This window comes from Rummeliibacillus sp. POC4 (assembly GCF_003576525.1).
GTDB lineage: Bacteria > Bacillota > Bacilli > Bacillales_A > Planococcaceae > Rummeliibacillus.
Map to the genome: position 1 here is coordinate 1 of NZ_QWUA01000003.1, position 26,277 is coordinate 26,277.

The 26,277-nt window shown below is 36.6% G+C and carries 15 protein-coding genes; 14 read left to right on the plus strand and 1 reads right to left on the minus strand.

The annotated features are described in order from the left end of the window. Positions 1 to 1,168 precede the first annotated feature (1,168 nt). The 3 genes from D1606_RS00955 (at position 1,169) to D1606_RS00965 (ending at position 4,437) form a co-directional block, all read left to right on the plus strand. Positions 1,169 to 1,990, plus strand: coding sequence for an ABC transporter permease (locus tag D1606_RS00955; protein ID WP_119414148.1), 822 nt, complete (start codon positions 1,169 to 1,171; stop codon positions 1,988 to 1,990). A 23-nt stretch (positions 1,991 to 2,013) separates the two neighbouring features. After that, positions 2,014 to 2,805 carry a teichoic acids export ABC transporter ATP-binding subunit TagH gene (gene tagH, locus D1606_RS00960; RefSeq protein ID WP_119414149.1) on the plus strand — a complete coding sequence of 264 codons (792 nt, stop codon included), beginning with the start codon at positions 2,014 to 2,016 and terminating at the stop codon, positions 2,803 to 2,805. A gap of 84 nt (positions 2,806 to 2,889) precedes the next feature. Then, positions 2,890 to 4,437, plus strand: a complete 1,548-nt coding sequence (locus D1606_RS00965; protein ID WP_119414150.1) for a glycosyltransferase — start codon at positions 2,890 to 2,892, stop codon at positions 4,435 to 4,437. Between the two features lie 599 nt (positions 4,438 to 5,036). Here the strand turns inward: D1606_RS00965 and D1606_RS00970 are convergent. Next, on the minus strand, positions 5,037 to 5,996 hold the full coding sequence (locus D1606_RS00970; protein WP_158582299.1) for a nuclease-related domain-containing protein: 960 nt from the start codon (positions 5,994 to 5,996) through the stop codon (positions 5,037 to 5,039). A gap of 349 nt (positions 5,997 to 6,345) precedes the next feature. Between D1606_RS00970 and D1606_RS00975 the strand changes: the two genes are divergently transcribed. The 11 genes from D1606_RS00975 (at position 6,346) to D1606_RS01025 (ending at position 26,252) form a co-directional block, all read left to right on the plus strand. Further along, on the plus strand, positions 6,346 to 7,926 hold the full coding sequence (locus tag D1606_RS00975) for a glucosaminidase domain-containing protein (protein WP_119414152.1): 1,581 nt from the start codon (positions 6,346 to 6,348) through the stop codon (positions 7,924 to 7,926). A gap of 566 nt (positions 7,927 to 8,492) precedes the next feature. Further along, a complete protein-coding gene (locus D1606_RS19240; protein WP_119414153.1) occupies positions 8,493 to 11,180 on the plus strand; it encodes a glucosaminidase domain-containing protein in 2,688 nt (895 codons plus the stop codon). Positions 11,181 to 11,547: 367 nt separating this feature from the next. Then, positions 11,548 to 13,347, plus strand: a complete 1,800-nt coding sequence (locus D1606_RS00985) for a polysaccharide biosynthesis protein (RefSeq protein ID WP_369973719.1) — start codon at positions 11,548 to 11,550, stop codon at positions 13,345 to 13,347. A 671-nt stretch (positions 13,348 to 14,018) separates the two neighbouring features. Next, positions 14,019 to 17,156 (plus strand): hypothetical protein, encoded by a 3,138-nt coding sequence (locus D1606_RS00990; protein ID WP_119414154.1) that lies wholly within the window; start codon positions 14,019 to 14,021, stop codon positions 17,154 to 17,156. Between the two features lie 141 nt (positions 17,157 to 17,297). Beyond that, positions 17,298 to 19,802: a hypothetical protein gene (locus D1606_RS00995; protein ID WP_119414155.1), complete on the plus strand. Its 2,505-nt coding sequence runs from the start codon at positions 17,298 to 17,300 to the stop codon at positions 19,800 to 19,802. 366 nt (positions 19,803 to 20,168) lie between these two features. Then, entirely contained in the window at positions 20,169 to 20,462 is a 294-nt protein-coding gene (locus D1606_RS01000; protein ID WP_119414156.1) for a hypothetical protein, read from the plus strand. Positions 20,463 to 20,593: 131 nt separating this feature from the next. Further along, complete coding sequence (locus D1606_RS01005; RefSeq protein ID WP_119414157.1) at positions 20,594 to 20,845, plus strand: hypothetical protein; 252 nt, start codon at positions 20,594 to 20,596, stop codon at positions 20,843 to 20,845. A gap of 39 nt (positions 20,846 to 20,884) precedes the next feature. Continuing rightward, positions 20,885 to 21,187 (plus strand): hypothetical protein, encoded by a 303-nt coding sequence (locus tag D1606_RS01010; RefSeq protein ID WP_119414158.1) that lies wholly within the window; start codon positions 20,885 to 20,887, stop codon positions 21,185 to 21,187. Positions 21,188 to 21,440: 253 nt separating this feature from the next. Next, a complete protein-coding gene (locus D1606_RS01015; protein WP_119414159.1) occupies positions 21,441 to 22,316 on the plus strand; it encodes a tyrosine-type recombinase/integrase in 876 nt (291 codons plus the stop codon). Between the two features lie 395 nt (positions 22,317 to 22,711). Then, on the plus strand, positions 22,712 to 25,270 hold the full coding sequence (locus D1606_RS01020) for a hypothetical protein (protein WP_119414160.1): 2,559 nt from the start codon (positions 22,712 to 22,714) through the stop codon (positions 25,268 to 25,270). 106 nt (positions 25,271 to 25,376) lie between these two features. Further along, positions 25,377 to 26,252, plus strand: a complete 876-nt coding sequence (locus D1606_RS01025; protein ID WP_158582300.1) for a tyrosine-type recombinase/integrase — start codon at positions 25,377 to 25,379, stop codon at positions 26,250 to 26,252. Positions 26,253 to 26,277: the final 25 nt, after the last annotated feature.

Below are 26,277 nucleotides of genomic sequence, written 5' to 3' on the forward strand. Positions count from 1 at the left end.
ACCGCGCCCAATGTCCTTGAGTGATCAGAAGCAAGCCATCATCTCCAATCCACGAAAAACCGGGTTTAATCCACGCAACAGGGAGAGTAATCCACGCAACCCCGAACCCCAATCCACGCAAAAAGAAATTGAATCCACGATGCGTACAATTTAAGTCCCACGAAAGCAAACTTCCCGAATTCACTCTTCGAACAATTTAAGTTCCACGCAAAGCCCCCCGATCAAGAAAACTCCCAAAAGCCAGCCCAAAATACTCCCATCATCCGCGGCAAAGAACTATGCCCAACCAGCAGACCCCAACCGCGCCCAATGCCCTTGAGTAATCAGAAAAAAGCCTTCATCTCCAATCCACGAAAAACCGGGTTTAATCCACGCAACTCGGGATTCAATCCACGCAACAGGAAGAGTAATCCACGCAAAAAGAAATTGAATCCACGTTCCGAACAATTTAAGTCCCAGAGCAAACTCCCCGAAGTCTTCGAATACCCCATCATCCGCGGCAAAAAATTATGCTTAACCAAAGCACCCCAACCGCGCCCAATGTCCTTGAGTGATCAGAAGCAAGCCATCATCTCCAATCCACGGAAAACCGGGTTTAATCCACGCAATCCGGGTTCCAATCCACGCAAAAAGAAATTGAATCCACGATGCATACAATTTAAGTCCCCGTGCAAACTCACCGCGCAAACAAACTCCCCAAAGCAACCCCAAAATACTCCCATCATCCGCGGCAAAAAAAACTATGCCCAGCCAACGCACCCCAACCGCGCCCAATGCCCTTAACCAATCAGAAATTTAAACTAAGAAAAAGCAGAACCAACCTATATTTAATCCCCAAAAACAACCACCAGAAACCCCCACATGCCAAGCCATAGCTTCACATCCTAAGGTAATCTATTCTATCCAAAATTCTCATCCACATATCCAGAATATTTTCCATGAATATGGTATACTATGTGAAGTGTTTTTCTATGATAAACAGGCGTGCTTCCTGTAAAATAAGAAAAAGCCAACTTTAAAAAAGCCAGCTAATTTGAAGAATAATTATTTCTATTAAATAGTAATAGAAAAGGTTATGAAAAGTTACCAAATTAGTTATACTTATAACAAAACAAAAAACTACTAGTTCACAACAAATTCAATACATGAAATTGAGGAAATAAACAAAATGAGAGCACTTATAAAAATTATTAAGGAACAAGTCCATTCATTTTATTTGATCTTGCGCTTAGCAAAATTCCAATTACGCATCGACAATCAGAATAACTATTTGGGCTTTGCATGGGAAATTCTCAATCCAGCAATTCAAATGGCCATGTACTGGTTTGTCTTTGGATTCGCAATGGACCGCGGAACCATGGAAAACGAATATCACAAAGAGGTTGACTATGTCTATTGGATGCTAGCAGGGATTTCAATGTGGTTCTTTATCAACAAAGCCATCCTAAACGGCTCCAAATCGATTTACCAAAAATACAACATGGTCGCCAAGATGAACTTCCCACTATCCGTGTTGCCTAGTTACATTATTATGGGGAAATATTATGGCCATCTAATATTATTAGGCGCCATCATGGTGATTTTCTGGATCGCAGGATACTACCCAAGTATTTACTATATACAGTTAATCTATTTCGTAGCGTTGAGTTACATACTAGCATTTTCAATTACACTCGTAACATCAACATTAACAGTAGTTGTACGAGATATCCAAATGCTCATCCAATCGCTATTACAAGCAATGTTCTTCCTATCACCAATTCTTTGGGACCGTTCATCTAATATGCCAGATTGGATTCATAACATTCTAATGTTAAATCCTTTCTATTATTTAGCAAACGGCTATCGTGCATCATTGTTGTATAACGATTGGTATATCGTATCTCACTGGGAACTAACATTATATAACTTAGGACTAATCTTCGTTCTATTACTAATCGGCTCAACAGCGCACTTTAAATTCAGAAACCGCTTCTCTGACTTTATCTAAATATAATATGGGGGAGAACCTACATGGCGGAATCAGTCATTATCAAAAATGTAACAAAAACATATCGAATGTATAAAACAAAAGGCGAGCAACTCGGTGACCTCATCTTCCCAGGGAAAAAAGGGAGTAGCTTCAATGCAATAGAGGACATCTCATTTGCAGTTGAAAAAGGAGATGTTGTCGGTCTTGTCGGCATAAACGGGTCAGGGAAATCCACCCTTTCGAACATCATAGGTGGTATTATCCCTCCAACTTCTGGTGAGGTTATTGTTAAAGGTGACGTCAACGTTATTGCCATCAATGCCGGCCTTAGCAACCAACTAACAGGTATCGAAAATATCGAGTTCAAATGCTTGCTAATGGGTTATAGTAAAGAAAAAATCGCCAAAGTTTTGCCAGAAATAATCGAGTTCTCAGAGCTTGGTGATTTCATCTACCAACCCGTAAAAAAATACTCAAGTGGTATGAAATCCAAACTCGGATTTGCCATCAGCGTCACTGCAGACCCTGATATTCTTATCATCGATGAAGCGCTTTCCGTAGGGGACCAAACCTTTGCGGACAAGTCACTAGCCAAGATGAATGAATACAAAAAACGCGGCAAAACCATTTTCTTCGTCAGTCACAACCTAAGCCAAGTACGCAGCTTCTGTACGAAAATCGCTTGGATCGAGGGCGGACACTTAAGAGAATTTGGACCAACCAATGTAGTGATGAAAAATTATACAGATTTCATTAAAAAATATCACAAACTACCTGCAGCAGAACAAAAAGAATTCCGAAATAAATTAGCAGACCGAAGAAAACATAAATAAAACTAACACTCACAAAATGAGGATCGAATATACTTCGGTCCTTCATTTGATTTTTACATATCAAAAAAGGATGTGAATACTCCAATGAAAAGAACAATTTTTATGGCAGCATGGGACATGGACGTCGAAAAAGGTGGCGTCAACAAAGTAATGCTTCGCCGTTCCGCACTATTCTCAAACCAAGACTACAGTTCAGTTCTCCTAACAATGGACTTCAAAATGAACTACCCAGAAATAGCCTCAGAACTACGTGCTACAGGCCAACTAAATAGAAATGTTGAAATTCTCAACGTCTACGATTATTATCGTGAAAAATTTTCTTCAAAAGAAGTAACGAGCGCACAAAAAGAAAAATACGCACAAAATTCCAAAAAGTACGAAGGCGACTACTGGGTACAAGATGGTGGCAATTTTGCACGTTATTTCATGAATGGTACGTATATCAAATATAAACAATGGGACGAAGATGGTATTCTAAAATTCATCGATTACTTTGATGAAAATCGTGTTCGTGTACGTCGTGAAGAATATCACCCACATGGTTATAAAATTCGTGAAACACTGTATCATCCAGCGAACAATAAGAAAAACCAAGAACGTTTCTTTACACCAGATGGATTCTGTTACTTATCTGTGTGGTTCAACTTCCAAACAGGAAAGCAACAACATGTTTACTTATACAATCCTGAGCACAAAAAGGTAGTGGACTTTGCGAACCGAAAAGAATTCCACACATTCTGGTTAGAAGAACTTTGCCGAACAGAAGTCGTTAAACCAGTAATCATAGTGGATGGAGCAGCCGTGGCCGAACGTGTCATCAATATGGACGATGATTTAGCATTCAAAATCTACATGCTACATTCCAACCATTTCGAAGAACCGCACACACTTGGCAGCCCATATCGCAAAGCAGTACAACCAATTTTGGACATTATTCCAAAAGGTTATCCAGTTGTCGTACTAACTGATCAACAACAACTCGACCTGCACAAAGAAATCGGCAATCGCGGTAATATTCACGTTATTCCAAACTGTGTAGATACACCAGTAGTAGATGTAGAAAGAGATCCTCTACTTGTTTCAATGGTCGCTCGCTACTCAAAAGAAAAACGTATCGACCAAGCCATCGAAGCATTTATGGAAGTAGCCCGAGACATCCCAGGTGCCAAACTCGAAATCTATGGAGCAGGCGACGAAGAACTAGAACTTAAAAAACTTATCAAAAAATTAAAAGTACATCATAGCGTCAAACTAAAAGGCTATACAAATCGGATTGACGAAGTGTTCGCCAAATCAGCTGTCTCATTAGTAACATCTACAGCAGAAGGATTCAGCCTCGTTATGCTCGAATCATTTGCCAACCACACACCAGTAGTCAGCTACGAGATCAACTACGGCCCAGCCCAAATCATCAAAGACGGCGAAACCGGTTATCTCGTACCAAACGGTGACATCGAAGCACTAGCAGACCGCATCAAACGTGTATTAGAAAATCCATCCGATGCAGAACGAATGGGCAACAACGCCTTCAACCTAATCGAAGAATCATACACACCAGAAGTCTACTACAACAAATGGCACGATCTAATCGAACAAACCATAACCGAAAACAAAGAAAAACCACTACTATAAATCTTGAACCGTCTCTAAAATGAGGCGGTTTTTGCGTTTGAAAATACCCCCATTATCCGCGGCAAGAAACCCAATCCAACAGGTATCCGATTCGCGCCCAAAGCCCTTGAGCAATCAGCTGTAGTCCATCTATCAAAAACCAGCTTCAATCCACGCAAAATAGAATCCAATCCACGCAAATGGTCCATCAATCCACACACATCGGAGTTTAATCCACGCAACTCAACCATCAATCCACGCAACAAGAAATTGAATCCACGTTCCGGACAATTCAAGTCCTCCGAAGCTAACTCAAAGCAGAGAAAATACCCCCATTATCCGCGGCAAGAAACCCAATCCAACAAGTATCCGATCCGCGCCCAAAGCCCTTGAGCAATCAGCTGTAGTCCATCTATCAAAAACCAGCTTCAATCCACGCAAATGGCAAATCAATCCACGCACAACGGAGTTCAATCCACGCAACTCAACCATCAATCCACGCAACAAGAAATTGAATCCACGTTCCGGACAATTTAAGTCCTGCCCCACAAGCCCCAATCCACAAGTCCTGTTCCACACTCAAAGTCCTTTGAATCCACGCTCCATCAATCGAAACAGATTTATTTATCTCCATTTTTCGGAAGCATATATTGTGCGTATCGATTCTTTCCGACACGCTGCAACGGCATCTTTTTTATCAGGCGATAGGATTGATTCGGATTTTGAATACCAAGAAATTCTCTGCATTCGGGATTCGTCATAGTGTTATTGATGAGCTTAAAATACTCCATAATTGTATGCTCATGCGCATTTTTACTTTTGTAATGGCAGATAGGGCAATACCAATAATATGGAAACTTTTTCATCCCTATATGTCCACACTTTTTGCACAAGACCCCATTTTTAATTTCGCTAAGCTGAATATTATATCTTTCAACTAAAGGATATGGATTGAATTCGATATGATTATTTAGAAAATAGTCTTTCCAATATTCAATCTCCCTACCAGTTAAAAAAGGTCCCCTTATAGGAATATTTCGTATGAAAGATTTTAATTCATTTTTTCGTAAAATAGTTGTTTTATTTGTGCTTTGTTCAATTAGACCTGATGTAAAAGGGAAAACAACGGCACCGTATACGGGAATGTTCTGTCCTTTATTCCCCAAAAAAGTTTTGAGTTGATAGATATACTCTTCCAGTTGTGGCCCTGGGCTATTAAAAACTTGAACTTCTCCATTAGGCAATGTCCGGACAAGCTGACTTGGATTGTCTCTTAAAATAACTGAGCCTTTAATGTTTTTCACTTCTAATATCAAGATATAATGCGGAGTCAACAACAATACATCAAACTGAACTTTCGTTTCCAGCGACAAAGATAGATTGTGAAATATAAAAAAGTCGTAGGGAAGTTGAAGCTTTTCTAGTAAATCCATAACAACTTTTTCACCAATGTCACCGGCTTGGATACGATTATATTCATTGATTAATTCCTCTCGCTTAGGATTTGATGTAGAAAGTCTTCTTATTAAACTATCTAATCCATCTAAATAATCTGTTTTAGAATAAGCCTTACCGATCAAAAATATCCTCCTCCTTACTTTTAGCTGAATTATAGAGAGAGTTTCAATTCCATGCAAGGCACCAAAACAAACGAAAAAACTCATAAAACAACAAAATTCTATGAAATAAAATTAAAAATATCAAAATAATACCGAAAATATATTATGAAATCCAATTTCGCTCATTTTTATAAAAATATCGAAAAAATTATGACAAATTAAAACAATTTATCATAATAAAAACAAGAATTATTGGCAAAAATAGTCACGTATAATTCACTGAACTAGTATGAAATACCCGTTCACCTGGAAGTAATATTCCTATACAATAATTCTATAAGACAAAAGAGAAAGAAGGGAATAGCCAAAAATGAGGAAAAATATTATACGCATCTGTATGATTCTTACGATGTTAGTAGCAACAATCTATATCACTAACGGACAAGCCTCCGCAAAGACATCAAGCACTTACAAAACAACTGAGGTCAATCAGATTGCACACATCAAGTCAAAAACTTCCAAAATCTATAAAAAACCCAATGACAAGAAAAAATTCATCCTGGCCAACACTACTTACACAGGTAGAGCCTTTTATGTAAGAAATAAAACAACGATTGATAAAACAACTTACTACCAACTTTATCAAGGATCCAAAGAAATAGGATGGGTTGCATCAGGAGATTTAAAGCGCTACTCACGTAAGCTTGTAAATAAAACATCATCGACAGTATACATAGCGGGAACAGGAACAGCTTACGATATGCCTTGGGGCGGTACGAAAAATAAAGTTTACACTTTAAGTAAATATCGCGCAAAATCATTCAAAATTACTCGAACAGAAAAACTTGGCACATCCACTTGGCACAAAGGAACGCTAAACGGAAAAACGGTCTGGATTTCAGCGACACATATCAAAACAAACCCATACATCGCGCTGAACCTTCGAAAAACATCGAATATCACAGCAAAAGAAATGCAAGCATTCTTATTAACTAAAGGAAAACTACCAGACAACGTCCTTTACAAACTAGCACCAACATTTATCGAATTACAAAACGAATCTGGCATTAACGCCCAATTTATGTTTGCTCATGCCATTCTAGAAACAGGTTGGGGCGGTTCTACTATTGCACAATACAAAAATAACTATTTCGGTTATCAAGCATATGACACTTGTGCCTTAACTTGTGCAAAATACTTCCCGACAGGAAAAGCAGGATTAAGTGCATATGTCTACAAAATCTATCGTGATTATCTAACAACTACTGGCGCTTACTATAATGGCCCATCGCTATTAGGCATGAACGTCAAGTATGCTACTGATAAAGGCTGGAGTGAAAAAATTGCTGATTTAATGGCACAAATGAAACCATACAACAGCTCTTATTACAGCAAAAAAAGCGTAAGTACAAAAGTATTCCCAGCACCAAAAGAATACGATAACGTCATCCCAGAAACAAAAGCACAACCAGCTTCATATCATACAATGCCGTCGGATATCACAGCAAAAGTCAACGTTGCATCAGGAGCAACAGTCTATAGCTTGCCATATATCTACTCATCAAAATATGGCACATACAAAAAGAACAAATCAATCACGCTAAAAGCCTATCACTCAGATGTCCGCGACTTCAAAAATGATAGCGGCAAAACAGTACGCTGGTATCGAATCAGCTACAGTGGCAAACAAGGGTGGGTACGTAGCGACCAAATCGCTGTTCAAAACCTAGCCTTTACAACAAGTGACGGCACAAACCTAAGAGCTGGCGCCGATACAAAATATACAAAAGTAGCTTCAGTCAATAAAAACACGCCGATCAAACTAGTCAAAAAAGACAACAAATATGTCACAAAGAAAGACAAAAACAAAACAACCTGGTACCAAATCTACAAACCAGGCACAACCAAAAAAGCATGGATCAGCAGCTCAGTTATCCAAATGTACAACTAACCAAAAGGAGACCACCAATCATCACGGTGGTCTCTTTCTATTACCCAAAATCATTATCCGCGGAAAGGATACAGGTAAAACACAAATACCTAGCCGCGCCCAAGTAGAGCAATAATCGTCTACCCCGAGTAAACTCATAAAGACTTAAATTGTCATGAACGCGGATACAATTCCAAAAACCGCGGGACCAACCTAGAAAATCGCGGAACTCTCTCCGAAAACCGCGTAACCCCATATTACCCAAAAGCATTATCCGCGGACAGGATACAAGTAAAACACAAATACCTAGCCGCGCCCAAGCAGAGCAATAATCGTCTACCCCGAGTAAACTCATAAAGACTTAAATTGTCAGGAACGCGGATACAATTCCAAAAACCGCGGGACCAACCTACAAAATCGCGGAACTCTCTCCGAATATCGCGTAACTCCACCCCAAAATCGCGGAACTAGACCAAAAAATCGCGTAACCACCCCACACCCTTCCCACCCTAACACCTACCAAATCTCTCAAATCCATGCTATAGTTAGTAAAAATCCACCATTTTAATAGAAAGGAAGGATTATAGATGGCAACACATCAAAAGTCACACAAAAGACTCACAGCAGCAGTTATCTCAGCAGCTATGCTAGCATCAACAGTTACCATGTCCCTACCAGCATTAAAGGCGGAAGCAAAAACTACGGTTACGCAACCTACAAAATCAGTTAAACAAACAGACACTAGTAAATTAGGTCGCTTCAAAAACGAGAAAGCTGTTATATATCAATCACCAACAGCAACAACAGGAACAAAAGTAGGCAGCCAAAAACTAGAACTCACTTACTACATAAACAAAAAAGCTGTTTACAATAAAACAACTTATTATCAAATTAGCAACTATAAAAACGCCAGTCAGCCATTTATCGGTTGGGTCAAAGCAAAAGATCTCACAACCAAAACACATAAAATTACCAAAAATAGCACCACAAAAAGATATATCAAAGGAACAGGTAAAGGTTACACAAGACCATGGGGTGGAGCAAAGAATGTCATTTTCATCTCTCTCAGCACGGACAAAAACACCCTGTTCAAAACGAAAACAACTGAAAAAGTAGGAGATGACACGTGGTATAGTGGAACACTTAACGGACAAACTGTTTGGTTAAAATCGTCCCAATTAACAACAAAAAACCCATCACCAGCAACGATTAAACCAGTACTAAAAAAAGTAAATAGACTAGGACGTATCAACACGCAAATCGCCAAAGTTTACCCGGATATCAACAATCTAAAACAATCAGCAGAAGCATCAACCAAAAAGACCAACAGAACGTATTTCATCACGCAGCAAGCAACAATCGGAAAGAACATCTATTATCAACTAAGCACACACCCAACAAGTAAAGCTGCAGTCATCGGTTGGGTTCAAAGCACAGAGTTAACAACAGTTGCTCAAGGATCAGCCAAAATCCCTACAACTGAAAAAGTATTAAATGGAACAGGTAAAGGCTACAGCATTCAATGGGGAGAAACAAAGGATATCGTTCAAAAAACATTACCGAAGAATGAAAAGTTCACCATCATAAAAGCCGTCAAAGCAGGAGATGGAACCTGGTATCAAGGCACAACAACAGACAATATCACTCTCTGGGTCACATCAACACAAGTCAAAAATGCGCCAAAGCCAGACACCACAGACCCAGCTAAGCCGACCGAGCCGACGAAGCCAGCAGAACCAACCGAGCCAACAAATCCAGACCCAGAAACACCAGCTCAACCAGAAACAACAGCCATTACAAAAGTCGGCATCCTAAAAAGTACATCTACCAAAATCTATCAGGATTTAACCGACTTAACTAAATCACAACAAGCAGGCACAACCTATACTAACGAAAATTTCTATGTCTACAAACAAGCAACAGTAGACAACAAAACATATTACGAAATCAGTCGTACAGACGGTACAAAAACAAAATCAATCGGATGGGTAGAAGAAGGACAAATCACCCTATCGAACATCACTTCATCCACCACATCCAACTTAAAACTATACTTAACAGGTTTTGGTAAAGCTTATAATATCTCAAACGGTACAACAAACAATGTCGTCTATAGCTCATTAAGCAAGTACCGAGCAAAAGCGTTCACAGCCAAGAAAACCGAAGTCATTAACGGTAACACATACTACCAAGGCAGCATCGGTGGCAAAACAGTGTGGATCACACCAGCACAAACGGGCAATCATTATCTTGCTGAAAACTTACGAAAAGTATCCAATATTACACAAAAAGAAATGGAAGACTATCTGGTGAGGAAAAAAGGAGCAAATTTCACATCCAATAATCTTTATAAGATGGTTCCAGCTTTTCTAAAGGTTCAAGAAGAATACGGCATTAATGCGCAATTTATGCTTGCACATGCTATTTGGGAAACAGGATGGGGAAGTTCAGCCATCTCACAATACAAAAATAACTTCTTTGGCTATCAAGCATATGACTCAGCGCCATTCACCTGTGCGCTATACTTCCCATCTGGAAAAGAAGGACTGGAATACTATGCAGATGCTATTTATAACAAATATTTAAAAGAGGGGGCCATCTATAACAACGGTGTCCATATTGCAGGGATGAATACCAAATACGCAACAGACCCAGAATGGGGGCGCAATATTGCTCGACTAATGGAAGACATGAAACCATATGATAGCAAATTCTATGCAGCCCAACCAGTAAGTACATTAGACCCAGCACCGATACAAAAAACGTATGACCATATCATCCCAGCGGACAAGCCACAACCGAGTACATTCTATACATTTGACCAAGGCATCGTAGCAATAGCATCTCTATTGACGCCAGTCTATTCCATGCCTTACGCCACGACGGCAAGACAAATTGGTACGCTATCACTTGGTCAACAAATTACAATCTTAGGACATAACGCAGATATCAAAGATGACAAAAATAGTGGTGGACGTTGGTTCCGCGTTAGCTATAATGACAATGACCAAGCATGGGTTAGAAGTGACTACTTGAATATCCAAAACCTGGCTGTTACGAACTATAATGACACCAATGTACGTGACAAGGCAACGACCAAAAATTCAACTGTCCTTGCAACATTGAAAAAGGATACTTATTTAAAACTTGTAACAGATGACAAAGGAAAAGCAGTAACAACGAAAGACGAATCCAACACAACTTGGTATCAAATCTATATCCCATCCAGTACAACAAAAGCATGGATCAGTTCTACTATCATTACAAAATTCTAAAACTAAAAAAGACAGAAATGTTTATCTCATAACATTTCTGTCTTTTGCTTTTTTTACATGCTAAAAAAGGCCAACCCTATTTTCGAACCCCTTAATCACTTTTCACTATACCCATTTTAAAAAGTAGTATCTAACATACATCATTTTACAAAATCCTTTTAAACGATGTACCTAGAATACAAATAACTTCAACCTCAAAGCCCCTTATAACAAAGCCTAAGCCATCCTCAACTTATTTCGATTAGAAAAATATCCATTTTAGTCATACCCATTAAAATAGAACCATATAATGTAGCGAATTATCATACTCTCAATTTTGAATAGGAGGAGAAGCACACTGCCATACAATAGAAGACTGCCGTTATTAATGTTGCTAGACTCTACCATCGTAATCGCAGCGATATTTCTAGGATATTTAATCATTAATCCTACATTACAACATGAAGCACTGCCATTTTTACTTGTAAGTTCCGGTACATTATTAGTAAGTCATCATTTATTTGCGGCAATCTATCGTATGTATCGAAATGCTTGGGAGTATGCGAGTATAGGAGAGTTGCTAGCGATTATAAAGGCGATTACGTTTTCAAATGTAACGACAACGGTCGTTCAGCTAATCGCTTTTCAAATGATAGATATTCGGGTTATTAGCATCACATGGATGATGCATGTTCTACTAATCGGAGGATCGAGATTTTCATGGCGATTATTCCGTGAACGTTTTATCACACCAGATCCTGAAAAAGAGCGGACGTTAATCGTTGGAGCAGGCGCTGCTGGCTCGATGATTGTTCGACAATTATTAAAAAACAAAGAAACGAATTTATATCCAGTAGCCTTTGCAGATGACGATCCGAAAAAGTTCAAACTCCAGATTTATGGGATAGAGGTAAAGGGGGAGATTCATGATATTCCAAAGCTAGTCGAAAAACTAAAAATTGAAAATATCATTATTGCTATACCATCACTCCAAAAGTCAGAACTTAAACGGATTTACGAAGAATGTGCTAAAACAAAAGCAAATACTAAAATTATGCCGTCTGTGGAAGACTTGATTACAGGGAAAATATCTGTCAATAACTTTCGTGATGTGGAAGTGGAAGATTTACTTGGTAGAGAACCAGTAGAGTTAGATATGACAAGCATTACAAAAAAAATAACAGGTAAAACGATACTTGTAACAGGTGCAGGTGGATCTATTGGATCTGAAATCTGCCGACAAGTTTGTAAATTTTATCCAAGTCAATTATTACTCTTAGGTCATGGGGAAAATAGCATTTATACCATTGATATGGAACTCAAACAACTCTATCAAGAAGAAATAGAAATCATTCCTATTATTGCAGATGTTCAAGACCGGGCACGTATATTCGAAATCATCTCAAAGTATATACCAGATGTCATTTATCATGCCGCTGCCCATAAGCACGTACCACTGATGGAGTATAATCCTACAGAAGCGGTGAAGAATAACATCTTCGGCACAAAGAACATAGCAGAGGCGGCCGATTTCTTTGGCGTGGGTTGTTTTGTCATGGTCTCCACAGATAAGGCGGTAAATCCACCAAATGTTATGGGGGCAACAAAACGAATTGCAGAAATGATTGTCCAAAATCTAGCGAAAGAAAGTAAAACCAAATTCGTAGCTGTTCGCTTCGGAAACGTACTAGGAAGTAGAGGTAGTGTGATTCCACTCTTTAAAAAACAAATTGAAGCTGGTGGACCGGTCACTGTAACACATCCAGAAATGACAAGATATTTTATGACCATCCCAGAAGCCTCTCGCTTAGTCCTCCAAGCGGGTGCATTAGCTAGGGGAGGGGAAGTATTTGTGCTAAATATGGGAGAGCCAGTTAAAATTGTGGATCTAGCTCGAAATCTTATCACACTATCTGGTTACACCGAAGAAGAAATCGGCATCGAATTCTCAGGCATCCGACCAGGCGAAAAACTATTTGAAGAACTGTTAAACGAAAACGAAATCCAAAAGAAACAAGTATTTCCGAAAATCTTCATAGGAAAAGCAGAAGCAATCGGTAAGCAAGAACTTTATAAAGTGATAGAAACACTCTTGGAACAAGATAAAGAAAGCTTAAAAAAAATCATAATTGAAACGGCTAATAGGAAGATCATAGATAAATCGAACATGAGTAAGGCCGGTGCATAATATAATTTAAAAGCCTCAGTAACATTTGTTGCTGAGGCTTTTTGTAAAATAGGTTCACAAAAACTCTAAGCATTTTTAGTAAAAGAATATCAGAAACTAGTTATGTAATGTAATCCATTCTAAAAAAGCTAGATAATATTACAATTGCTAATGATTCCGTAACAATTGTAATAATAACGTTAAAATAATAAAAATATAAAGTTTAAGTTTTATAAAACACTGCCATTCAATTTAGAACTTAAAATTTAAAAAAATCTATATAAATAGGAAGAAACACATGATTTTTTATTAAATCATTATATTAGTATACGACCTCATATGAAGTAACAATTTTATGTTTATTTCAAATATTACAAGTGGATTTACCAAAAAAAATACACTCATTATTAAAATTATGAATCTATAAAATGATTATATATACCTATTAATTATATATATATTTCACTTATCAATCTTATTTTGTAAAAATAATGTAAATACATATATTTTTATAATATATATTTTAAATTTTTAATAAAAACATGACATATGCCTTATAATGTTGAATTTTTTTACAGAAAAAGGGGTGGAAATTATCTTATTAATAGTCGATAATTAGGCTAAGCATGGTTAGTTGATGAAATATTTAACCAGCAAAAATGCTAATCATATCCAAGGGAGGATTTCAATTTATGAAGAAATTCAAATTAGTTAAAACTGCAGCTGCTCTAGCTCTAGGTGCATCCGTAGTAACTGCTGCCGTTGTTCCTGGCGCAACTGACGCATCAGCAGCTTCTAAGTACAAAGTATCAAACGGTAAACTATTAAACGCTAAAACTGGTAAGGCAGTTAAAGGTTATGTAGTTTACAAATCAAAACTTTACTACAATGGTAAAGTTAAAAAAGGTTACAAAACTGTGGGTACTGGTAAATCTATTAAACTTTACTACAACGGTACTCTTAAAAAAGGTTACAAAACAGCTCGTGACAACAAACTACTTTTCTTCAACGGTAAACTTAAAAAAGGTTACAAAACAGCTCTTAGTGGCGAATACCTTTACAAAGATGGTTTCCTAAACAAAGGTTACAAAGTATACGGCGATGTAGATAAAAGCCCAGTTCTTTATTACAACGGTAAACTTAAATCAGGTTACAAAACAGCTAACAACGGAACTCTATTATTCTACAACGGTAAACTTAAAGCTGGTTACAAAACAGCTAAAGGCGGCACAGTTCTTTACAAAGAAGGTCGCTTAACTAAAGGTTTAGTAGAATTCGATGGTAAATTCTACAACGATAGCAAACTTGCTAACGGCGAAGTAGACGGTACATTCTACAAAGACGGTGTTGCTGTTGTAGCTCTTGAAGGCGTAAAAGCTATTAACAACACAACTGTTGAAGTAACATTCAAAGATGCTGTTAAAGCTGACGACGCTAAAGCTTCTCGCTTCACAATCGATGATGGCGCTCTTGAAGTTAAAAACGCAGCTGTAAAACAAACTAACGATAAAGTGGTTGTATTAACTACTGCTGCTCAAGAAGCTGGTAAAAAATACACACTTTCTATTGACGGCGTAAAAGCTAAAACTTTTGATGCTGCAGCTTCTACAGTACAACCAACTGCAATTAAATTATCATCAGGTTCTTTACAAGGTATTCTTGGTAAAGAAGTAACTGTTTCTGCTCAAGTAACTGTTCCTGATGGTCAATCTAAAGCAGGTATCCCTGTAACATTCAATATCGATGCTGATTCAACATTCAACAAAGATATTGTTGTTGAAGCATTAACAGATGAAAACGGTGTTGCTAAATACTCATACACTCAATATTCAAAAGGTAACGACACAGTTTATGCATATCCAACAGGTGTTGCAAATGTGAAATCTACTGTAGGTAAAGTTTACTGGGGTAACACTGAACGTTTAACTGTCATTGATGTGACTGCTGGTACTACATTAGCTAATGAATCTAAAAAAGTTTATAAAGTAACTTCTCCAGAAAATGCTAATGGTTATATCAATGTTGCATTCAAAGAAAACGTTGATGTAACTCCTGATAAATTAGTACGTACAGTTAAAGTTGTTGATGCTACAGGTGATGCTTACCCTTACCAAGTAACTACTGGTGGCGTACAAAAAGTACGTGTAAAACTTGACTCTAAAGGTGAAGCAACATTTACATTACAAGGTTCTAATGCAACTGTAACTCCAATCGTATTTGCTGATGGAGCATTTGATGCTTACAACAAATGGACTGGTAATGACAAATTAGATCCTACAGAACTTCAAGCTCAAGCTAACCCTGTAACATTCGATAAGATCTTCTCACAAGGTCTAAAAGTAGAAGCAGTTGGTACTCAAAACGCTGCATACGATACATCTGCTACAGCAACTGATGCAAAAGATGTAAATAGTGGTGGCCGTCAATATACAGTTACAGTAACTGATAAAGATGGTAAATTAGCTCCAGCTGGTACTAAAGCTTATGTAACATTCAAAAAAGGCGATGTGTCTGCATACGATGCTGTACGAATTAACGGACAAACTGTATCTTCAGAAAAAGATGAAGTACTAATCACTGTTGGAAAAGACGGAAAAGCTACATTCAAAGTAACAGGTCCTAAAGACGGTTTTGCTGCTCCAACAGTATTTGTTGAAAATGGTACAGATAGCATTGAATTAGATGATGCTGATTTATCAACTACAGCTGAAAAAACTTACTTCGTGAACCCATCTGTTAAAGATGCAACATTAGAAGTAAACAATGATAAACATGTATTCTCAGCTCAAGATGAAGCAACATTCACTTACCAATCAGTAGATCAAAATGGTTTCCCATATGCTTCTGATTACAATAATGGTAAATACAAAGTATCATTTGAAGTTTCTGCAACATTTGCTGATGTAAATGTAGCTGGTCTTGGTGTTGTTAAAGCTGGTACAACTAAAACATTCCAAGTAGATGCTGATGCAAACGGTACAGCAGTTATTAAAGTAACTTCTGCTGATAAAGCTTCTGCTGCAAATGTAACAGTTAATGCTTCTGCTTCTCAAGCAAGCCTACCAAACAAATCAGAATCTATTTCATTTACTAAATATTCAACTGTAGATGTAGCAACTGGTACTGTACAAAACTTAGATGTTGAAAAAGAAACTTTCGAAGTGAAAGATGCAGATGGTAAAGTGTTCAAATACACTTATGCTGCTGGCGATGTAGCTGAATACCAAATCAATGGTAATAAAGTTTCTAAATCTGCATTTGTCAAAGCTTTATCTGAAGGTGATGTTGTATCTGCTCAAACAACTTCAGATAGTAAATATATTTTGAACATCAAAACTGATAAAGCTGGTGCATCTGTAGAAGATCAAAACGCTGCTAAAGCAGTTAGCGATTTAATTGCTGCTTTACCTGCTACAGACAAATTAGCTAAAGAAAATAAAGCTGATGTTGAAGCTGCAAGAGCTGCATTTGATAAATTATCAGATGATCAAAAAGCACTTGTTAAAAACGAAGCAACATTGAAAGCTGCTGAAGCTAAAATTAAAGAATTAGAAGGTAATACTGAAGTGAAAAAAGATACAACATTAGAAGATTTAGGGGAAGCTAAAAACGTTGAAGATTTATCAGCTCTTCTTGATTTATATAACGTTGCTATTTATTTAGATAAACTTCCTGAAAATCTTAAAGGAGCTTCTAAATATACACTTGTATTTGATGATGGCTCTAAAATTGAATTAGAAAAAAATGGTGATTCACAATTATTTGCAGCAATCGATTCTAAAAAATATACTTTAGATCAAGTGAAAAACGCTAAAATTGTTGCTGAATAATAATATTTGATAAAAATCAATATAGAGATAGCCTAATTACTAGTGCTATCTCTATATTATTAAAAAACATAACCAACCTTACATATTATATGTATATAGTAAGGATTGATTTTAAGATATAAGAGAGGGTGTAGTATTTCCATGAAAATTCCTTTTAAAGTATTAACCACAGCAGCTTTGATTGGTACTCTTGCTTTAACATCTGTAGGACCTAATGCTTTCGCTGCTGAAAAAACTGCTGATGCAGCTCAAACTACAAATGCTTCAGATGAAACTAAATTAGTACTTAGTGGAGTAGTAATAGAAAATGAAAACGGAGAACTTTTATCTCTTCCAACAACAAGCTATCTTAAATGGAAAAATACTAATGAAGAAATTCTAAAAGGTGCTTCTTCACCAAAATATGTTGTTTCAAGCGATGGTAAGTTCTTTGATGTAAAAGAATTTTTAAAATATAAAAATACTAATAGTGGAGATGCTTCTAAAGCATTTGCAAAATTAGTAGCTGATAATAAAGCTGCTGATATTCTAGCTTCCAAAGTTGTAGATAAAGATGGAAAACCAGTAGTCGATAAAGAAGACGAATTAAAAGTTGTTGAAGTAAGTGCGATTAACCAAACACTTTACACAGGAAAAGAAGACCAAACTGTAAATTTTACAGTTAATGGTGAAGATGCAGACCTTAAAAAACTTGAAGAAGAAGGTTACAAAGTAACTTTTAAAGCTTCTAAAAAAGTTTTCGTGGGTGACAGTGGCGCTTCAGCAACATCTACTACAGGTGAACTTGTAAAAGCTACAGAAGCAGGAGATTTTGAGTATCAAGTAGTTGTTACTAAAGGTGAAGAAACAAAAACTTCAGAGTTTGCAAAAGTAACATTTGTTGATGGTAAAGCAGTTGCTGCTATTAATGAATACAAATTAACTGCAAACGGTGTTGAATTATCAGGTACAAAAATCAATAGTGGTGAATCAGCAACATTAGTACCAACTAAAGGTACAGCCGTAGATGGTTCTGAAATTGCAAACGTTGTTACTGGCAACACAGTAAAATATAAATCATCTGATGAAACTGTAGCTTTAGTAGGGGCAGATGGTAAAATTACTCCTGTTCAAGCAGGTGAAGTAACAATCACTATCTCTATTGGTAAAGTTACAAAAGAAGTTAAATTAACAGTAGTTGATGAAGCTCGTGAAGTAACAACAGTAACTGCTAATAAAGAATCAATTGGTACTGTAACAGGTGCTACTTCAACAATTACACTAACAGTTAAAGACCAATTTGGTGATGCAATTAAAGGCGCTAATTTAACTGCTACAACAGTTCAAAATGCAGATAAAAAGGACATTTTAACAGTCACAAAACTAACAGCTACTGATGCTAAAGGACAAGTAACAGTAACAGTAACAGGTGATGCTACTAATATTGGTGAAGGTAAATTAGTATTCAAATCAGAAGACAATGAAGTACTATCTGTTCCAGTAAAAGTAGGTAGCAGTAATACTGTGGCAAAACGTGTATTAGAACTTGATGCTACTTCAGAATCAAAAGATAATACTATCGATAAAATTGATGATGAAGATGATACTTTAACTTTAGCTTATAACAAATATGCTGAAGGCGATTTATTAATCGGTGCTGAAGAGTTAGGCGATAAATACACAGTAGCTACTAAATCAGGTAAAACAGACGTAGTAACAGCAGCATTAGATGAAGATAATAAAATTACTGTAACTGCTAAAAAAGCTGGTGAAGAAACAATTCAAATCAAAGAAGGCGAATTAGTACGTGCTGAGTATAAAGTAGTTGTAACTGATAGCACTCCATCTATTTCATCAGTAACATTTGAGAAAGAACCAGCAATCACTGAAAATGGTGAATATACTTTCGATAATATTTTAAAAGCAGCAAATGTAAAACTTTCTTCTACTGATACAGTAACTATCGCTAATGATGGTAAATTAACAATCAAAGATGGTGCTGTACAAGTTGGTACATTTGATTTCGTATCTACAGTAGGTGCTGTAACAGTTGTTGACGGTAAACTATTAATCGATGGTTCTAACCCTACTAATAATGGTACAGGTACAATTACAGTACGTGTTAAAGATAATGCAGGTAAAGTAATCGCAACTAAAGCAATTTCAGTTAAATTAAAAACTAAAGAAGAAGTAGCGGCTGAAGAACTAGCAAACGCTAAAGAACAAGCAATTTCTGATTTAGAAGCATATGTAAATTCTGAAGCTTACACTTTAAATGCATCAGAACTTGAAGATGCAATTACTGAGGGTACAGGTGCAATCAATAATGCAGAGTCAACAGACGCAGTAAAGACAGCATTAAGTGATGCAAAAAAGGCAATTGATGAAATTGCTACTGATGCTGAAATTTTAGCAGATGCTAAAACAAAACTTGATAGTAAATCAGTTGAATTAGTAGCAGGTACAACTCCTTCTGCTGAAACAGTATTACCAGCTATCAAATCTTTAGCTACAAATAATAAATTAGTAGCAGCTTTAACAAAAGATGCGATTGTAGTAACAACTGAAGATACTACAACAGCAACAGTTACATTAAAAGCAGCTGAAGGTGAAACTGCAGCAGTAACAGCAACAGTTACTGTAACAGTAGCTCAAGCTGGAGAATAATAATAATCAACTCCTCCTCCCTTAAAGATGGACGGAATGATTAACAATTAAAGAATCTCTTTTCCCCCTAGCTTTTCGGAGTTAGGGGTTTTTCTTTTTTTACTTACTGTTTTAAAGTAGATTTTCAAGTATATATTATTAATGTGTAAGAACAAGAAGCTCATTCTCTTTCAATAGGGAATGAGCTTTTTATTTTGTGAAAAGGAAAGTTGAAATGTGAAACGGCATACGGAGGTTAAAACAGCTTTGAAAAGATTGGCTTGCCAAATCTGTGATTGTTGAAGAGTTCCACGTTTTAGCTCCCTGTTCGGGGCTTTCAGATGCATGAAATGATTTAGATTGAAGTGAAAATGAGGAGGAGTTTAAGTGAATGCGATTGAAAAGATGCAAGTTGTACTGCGTGAAGATTACGGAATCTATGTACCGAAAGAAGAAATTACTGCTGAAGGTGTACTACTGTACGCTGACGAGATAGACGAAACAATTGTACCAATTGAAATGTTAGTAGGTGTAACAGAAACGCTTCAAACAGAAATGACAAGTTACCGAGATGAGCATGACAACGAGTACTTACTAATTCAACTTGAAGTAGGTAGACCAGAACCACTTGAAATTCTGTTAGTGAATGATGAAGTGGTTCAGCAGATTTCGCATGATTAATAATGAGCATTTCGTTGAAAAAGTAATTTAGCCGACAGTGAAAGAATAGAAATTGATGTTTTGCAAGGAAAGAAGTAAAAATCAAACCGTTGCATTATCTTAAAACTGCAACGATTAAGGAGATGGACAAAATGAATAAGAAATTTCATCGAGTAATTGTAGATGGTGAACCGTATTACCGTGAAGTAGAATTTGGAGAAATGACAGGTGAATTAATGTGTGAAGAAGATTTCATGGATTACGTGATGGCTGATTTAGTGCCAACAGAAACGACATTAGATGAAAATGATGTAGAAGATGCGATTAGTCGAATGTACGATGTAGATGACCAACAGCTTGTTTCTAATTACATTGCGTACTTAAAAATGAGTGCAGGACTGTAAAGATGTAGGTAGCTGAAAGGAAAAGGAGGAATGAAATCAATGAATGAGTTACTAGTACAATTTAAAGCACATGTATTAAATTTTACAGGAGAGAACGTGGAAGCAACAATGATTAAACAAGAGGAACAAGAAGTACACAAATTTGAATTAAATGATGAGTGTTTTACTACGTTCCAATGGAATCAGTTACCAAAAAGAATCCGCATTGTTACATTACGCTACTACACAAAATTAGAGAATGAATTAAGCATGAGTGTATTCTACGATGCTGAAACAACAGTGTATCTTTTTACTTTACAGCTAAAGAATGGAGTAGTTTTGAAAGACATTTTTAAAAGATAAGGTGTCTTTCTTTTTGGTTAAGGTGGTGAATGAGATGAATTGGACAAATGTAGTCATTGCAATTGCAGCCGCAGCAGCTGCTTTAGCAAAAGAGTTAACAGAAGCATCATCAAAGAAATAGACCAATAGAAAAATGTGCAATCATTAAGATAAATTTGATTGAGAAGTAACCAATGAATGATGGTTGCTTCTTTTTTTGCAAAAAGGATTCAATAATCGAAAGAGCTTTACTGAAAAATAAGGAGGAAGAAAAATGACAGATGAACAAGTCGTAATGAATTTTAAACAATGGTTAATAGAAGATGGGAAAGCAGATGCAACTGTAAAAAGCTATGTAAATGATGTTCGTAAATTCAATGAGTACTTAAATGAGCGTGAAGTAGCCAAAGAAGAAATGATTAACCGATTCTATTTCACAAGCTACATCAAACATTTAAAAGCACAAGAGGTAGCAGTGAATACGATTAATAAAAAAATCACATCGTTGAAAGTGTACAATGATTGGCTGTTCCGTACCTTACTGGTCAAAGATGTGTACATTAGCATTAAACGAGACAAGGTGAAAGTAGCGAATGGTTCAGAAGATGAAGTAAGTGTGTTGAATGAAGAAGAAGTCGAACGATTTCTTTTTCACATGGAGAAAGAGAGTCAACGTAAACGAGTAATGGGATACATGCTTTTGTACACAGGATTACGTGTAAGTGAATTGGTTAATGTCAGATTAGAGGACATTGATAATTTAACAAGTACATTAAGAGTAAATGGTAAAGGTGGCAAGATTCGAGAAGTGCCGCTACGTTCAGATGTGAAAGAAGTCATTCAGCAGTACATCAAAGGAGAGCGTGCAGAAGGAGTATTTTCTAACAGTCGTTACTTGTTAATTAGTCAAAGAGCTGAACAGCTGCACAGAGATACGGTTCGTAAATGGCTTGATGAAGTAGGGAAGCATCTACAGTTTCACATTCATCCACATATGTTAAGACACACATTTTGCACAAGACTATTAAAAAATGGTGTAGAAATGGCGACAGTGGCGAAACTTGCAGGGCATTCATCAGTGAACACAACGATGAAGCATTACATTAATATTTCGAGTGTGGAAAAGAAAAATGCAGTCGATTTATTGTGATTTTTAAAATGTTACTAAAGATATTTTAGAATGTAAAATTATGGTTTATTAGTTTACGAGGCTTAAAAGGCGATAAAAATTTTAAGGCTAGTTGACCTAATGGTTAAAAAATAGAAAGGAATATGAAGAAAAATCATTTTTAAATAAGGAAATGATTTTTTTTTGGAATAAAGCAGCTTTCTTAATATTTCAGACTTTTTAAGTACTTTGTGGAAAAATGCTAGAGTACGTTACACTAGGTTCAGTTAACGTGGCAGTGCAAGAAAATAAGTGAAAATCATTTCGTAGATAATTAAAAGGTTAACAATTATTTTAAAACTAAAGAAGTTTGAATATTCAATCTTATTATTTCGGCATTGTCAACAAATTCAATCTAAAAAAGAGAGGTTTTTCAAATGACAACAAACCACAATCACCAAAAAGAAAGCTTTAACAATGCTTACGATATTGAGGACATTACAAAGACTTACCGATTGTACAAGGTAGAGAATTACTTTGTAGAAGCAAGATTGTTAGGAACACCATCAGGAATCATTAGTGGTTACTTTAATGACGAACAAAAGTTTATCGCTGAAATGATTAAGTACAGTGGAAAGGTGAAAGGTGTTTACATTACGCTCAATCCAATTGCTGAATTACCATCGAACATTACAGCAAACATCTTACACACACATGCTAAGACAACAACAAAAGATGCAGACATTGCTTTTAGAAAATGGTTGTTAATAGATGTTGACCCAAAACGTCCAGCAAACACATCATCAACGGAAGAAGAATTTTATGCGGCTTGTGATGTAGCGGAGCAAGTCAAAGCATTCACAGATGCACAAGGTTGGAGTGAACCAGTTGAAGCATGTAGTGGTAACGGTGCACATTTACTTTATCCAATTGATTTACCGAATGACAAAGCATCGACAGAATTAATTAAAAGTGTGTTAAAAGCTTTACATCAAAAATTCTCTACTGATAAAGCTGATGTAGATGTCACCACTTACAATGCTTCTCGTATCAGTAAAGTGTACGGTACGATGGCATGTAAAGGTGAAAATACAAAAGAAAGACCGCATTCAATGGCAATCCTTTCTGATTTTCCAACAACATTAAGCCCCGTTCCCGAAGAAAAATTACAAAAAGTGTCGGCAATGGCGAAAGTAGAGCAGTCTAAATCAAACAATGTTAAGAAACAATCGACTACGCATTCAACTGTTAAAAGTGAGAAATCTTTTAATGTAGAAGCATTTATGCAGCGTCATGAATTAACAGTACATCATGTAAAAGAAGAAGAGGACAGTAAAATCTATGTCTTAGAGAAATGTCCTTGGAACGAGGAACACACAGACACAGCTGCTTTCATTCAACAATTTAGCAACGGTGCAATTGCTGCTGGTTGCCATCATGCAAGTTGTGAGGGAAATGATTGGCACAGCTTAAGAGAAATGCTAGAACCCAAGTCAGCTTTAAGTGATGAGAAAGTAGAGAAAGCTTATGAAGTGTTAGCTGAAATTTGTCTTAACTTACCTCTTTACACAGATGAACTAGACGAACCGTACACAATTATTCAGCGTAAAGAGCGAACAGAAACAGTGGATGTAAATAGTAAAGATTTTAAAGACTATCTCACTTATTGCTATTTTGTAGAAACGAATAAGTCTGTACCAAGAGAGTCATTACAAAGAGTAGTAGACACATTTAAAGCAAAAGCGAAGTTTGAAGGGGTAGAACGACATAAATATCTAAGAGTAGCACATGTAAATAAAGCACTTTATTACAACTTAGCGAATGAGAAAGGAGAGGTAGTAAAAATTACACGAGAAAATATTTCAGTTGCGCCTACTGACGAAGTATTTTTTAGAACAACTGCAAATGAAGCAAAGCAAGTAACACCAGATTTAGAGAATGGTAACATTCACAAATTGTTTGACCATGTACGAATGAATGAAGAAAATAAATTGCTTTATGTGGTTAATGTGTGTACCGCGTTTATTCCAACAATTGCCCATGCTATTCTTGTTCTTCAAGGAGAAAAAGGGGCAGCAAAATCAACAACGATGACAATGACACGCCAACTAATTGACCCAGCAAAACAGCCAAAACTACAATTAGCCAAACAAGAATCTGATTTCCGTACGACACTTTATGCAAACTATGTAGCGAGCTATGACAATGTTCGAGGTTTTTCAAAAGATAAATCAGATACATTTTGCATGACATCAACAGGTGGCGCAATTCCTTTACGCAAACTCTACACAACGAATGATGAAGTGTTATTAGACATTCGCAGAGTTGTCATGTTAAATGGCATTAATTTCAGCGTCACTGAACCAGACTTAGTTGACCGTTCGCTTATCATTCAACTTGAACGAATTCCTGAAGAAGAACGTAGAACAGAAGATGAAGTAAATCGTTTGTTTGAAAAAGACAAGCCGATGATTTTAGGTGGCATTTTGAAAGTACTACAAAAAGCTATGCACATCTATCCGACTGTAAAACTTGATAAGCTACCTCGTTTAGCAGATTTTGCGAAGTGGGGCTATGCAATTGCAGAAGCGATAGAAGAAGGAAATGGTAAGAAGTTTTTACAAGCGTACGAACGTAATCGTCTTGTTTTTAATGATGAAGTAATCCAAACGCATCCTGTTTCAGCAGTCGTTACAACATTCATGCACTCAAAAAAAGAATGGCATGGTTCAATGGCTAGCTTATTAAGTCAGTTAGATATGACAGCAACTAATCAACGAATTGATGTGTCAGATAGACGCTATCCCAAATCAGCGTCATTCTTAAGCAGACGTTTAAAAGAAGTACAATCTAATTTAAAAGACATTGGCATTACCTTTGAGATTAGAAATGTTGGACAACATAAAGAAATCACACTAACGAACACAGCAACTATCGAAGAAATATCAAAAGTATTACCAAAATTTACTTGCTCTACTGTCGACAACAATGATTAAAAAATTGCGGCTACTACTCATTGAGTAGTGCCGTATTTTATTAACAGTTCAAGTATATATTATTAACTTGATGTTCATCATCAATCTATTAACTGGAGGAATAAAAATGCCAACACTTGCAGTTGTAAAAGAAGCCTATCTTACAAAGATGGAACGCATTAACCGTAGTCAGTCAACAATTCGTACTTACAAAAATCAGATTCAAGGTTTCATTAGATTTATTGATGAGAAGTACAATGTTCCATTAGAAATGAAAGATGTAACAGTAGAAGATGTGGAAGAATACATCTATGAACTAAAAGACGTACAAGGTTGGAAAGTGAACAGTGTGAACCTTGTCATTAGTACATTAAACGGGTTCTTTGCCTATGCAGCGAAGAAGCAAATCATTGACTATAACATCATGCAAGATGTAGACCAATTGAAGAAACAAAAAGTCACACGTGATTTCTTAACAGCGGATGAAGTAGGGGAACTCATTCACCACATTCAACAACCACTCATTAGGTTGATTGTAGAAACACTGGCTTACACAGGATTACGCATCAGTGAATGTCTGAATCTACAATTAGCTGATGTAGATTTCAACAAAGGAATGATTCAAGTCATCGAAGGTAAAGGTGGTAAAGATAGAATTGTACCAATGAACGATGCTTTGCAAAATAAGTTAATGATGTACAGAGATACGCAACGTCCACATGTAAGTACAACAAACTTCTTTGCATTAGAACGCACAGGTAGCGTTTCTCAACAGTACGTGAATAGAGAAATTAAAGAAGCAACTAAGAAAGCAAAGATTGAGAAGAATGTAAGCTGTCACACGTTAAGACACAGTTTTGCGTCTACCCTTGTAAAAAAGGGTGTGAATTTGCCAACAGTGGCGAAACTGTTAGGACATGCAGACTTCCGAACGGTAACAAGCATTTACGTTCACATGGAAGATAGTGAGTTAGAAGCAGCAGTCAATCAATTAAGCATTTAAAAGAAACAGGCATTCAGTTAATTCA

Bases quoted from the DNA above. Each gene is read 5' to 3' on its own strand.
- tagH (WP_119414149.1), top strand. From the start codon at position 2,014: ATGGCGGAATCAGTCATTATCAAAAATGTAACAAAAACATATCGAATG.
- D1606_RS00990 (WP_119414154.1), top strand. From the start codon at position 14,019: ATGAAGAAATTCAAATTAGTTAAAACTGCAGCTGCTCTAGCTCTAGGT.
- D1606_RS00965 (WP_119414150.1), top strand. From the start codon at position 2,890: ATGAAAAGAACAATTTTTATGGCAGCATGGGACATGGACGTCGAAAAA.
- D1606_RS19240 (WP_119414153.1), top strand. From the start codon at position 8,493: ATGGCAACACATCAAAAGTCACACAAAAGACTCACAGCAGCAGTTATC.
- D1606_RS01025 (WP_158582300.1), top strand. From the start codon at position 25,377: ATGCCAACACTTGCAGTTGTAAAAGAAGCCTATCTTACAAAGATGGAA.
- D1606_RS00955 (WP_119414148.1), top strand. From the start codon at position 1,169: ATGAGAGCACTTATAAAAATTATTAAGGAACAAGTCCATTCATTTTAT.
- D1606_RS01020 (WP_119414160.1), top strand. From the start codon at position 22,712: ATGACAACAAACCACAATCACCAAAAAGAAAGCTTTAACAATGCTTAC.
- D1606_RS01010 (WP_119414158.1), top strand. From the start codon at position 20,885: ATGAATGAGTTACTAGTACAATTTAAAGCACATGTATTAAATTTTACA.
- D1606_RS01015 (WP_119414159.1), top strand. From the start codon at position 21,441: ATGACAGATGAACAAGTCGTAATGAATTTTAAACAATGGTTAATAGAA.
- D1606_RS00985 (WP_369973719.1), top strand. From the start codon at position 11,548: ATGTTGCTAGACTCTACCATCGTAATCGCAGCGATATTTCTAGGATAT.
- D1606_RS01005 (WP_119414157.1), top strand. From the start codon at position 20,594: ATGAATAAGAAATTTCATCGAGTAATTGTAGATGGTGAACCGTATTAC.
- D1606_RS00975 (WP_119414152.1), top strand. From the start codon at position 6,346: ATGAGGAAAAATATTATACGCATCTGTATGATTCTTACGATGTTAGTA.
- D1606_RS00995 (WP_119414155.1), top strand. From the start codon at position 17,298: ATGAAAATTCCTTTTAAAGTATTAACCACAGCAGCTTTGATTGGTACT.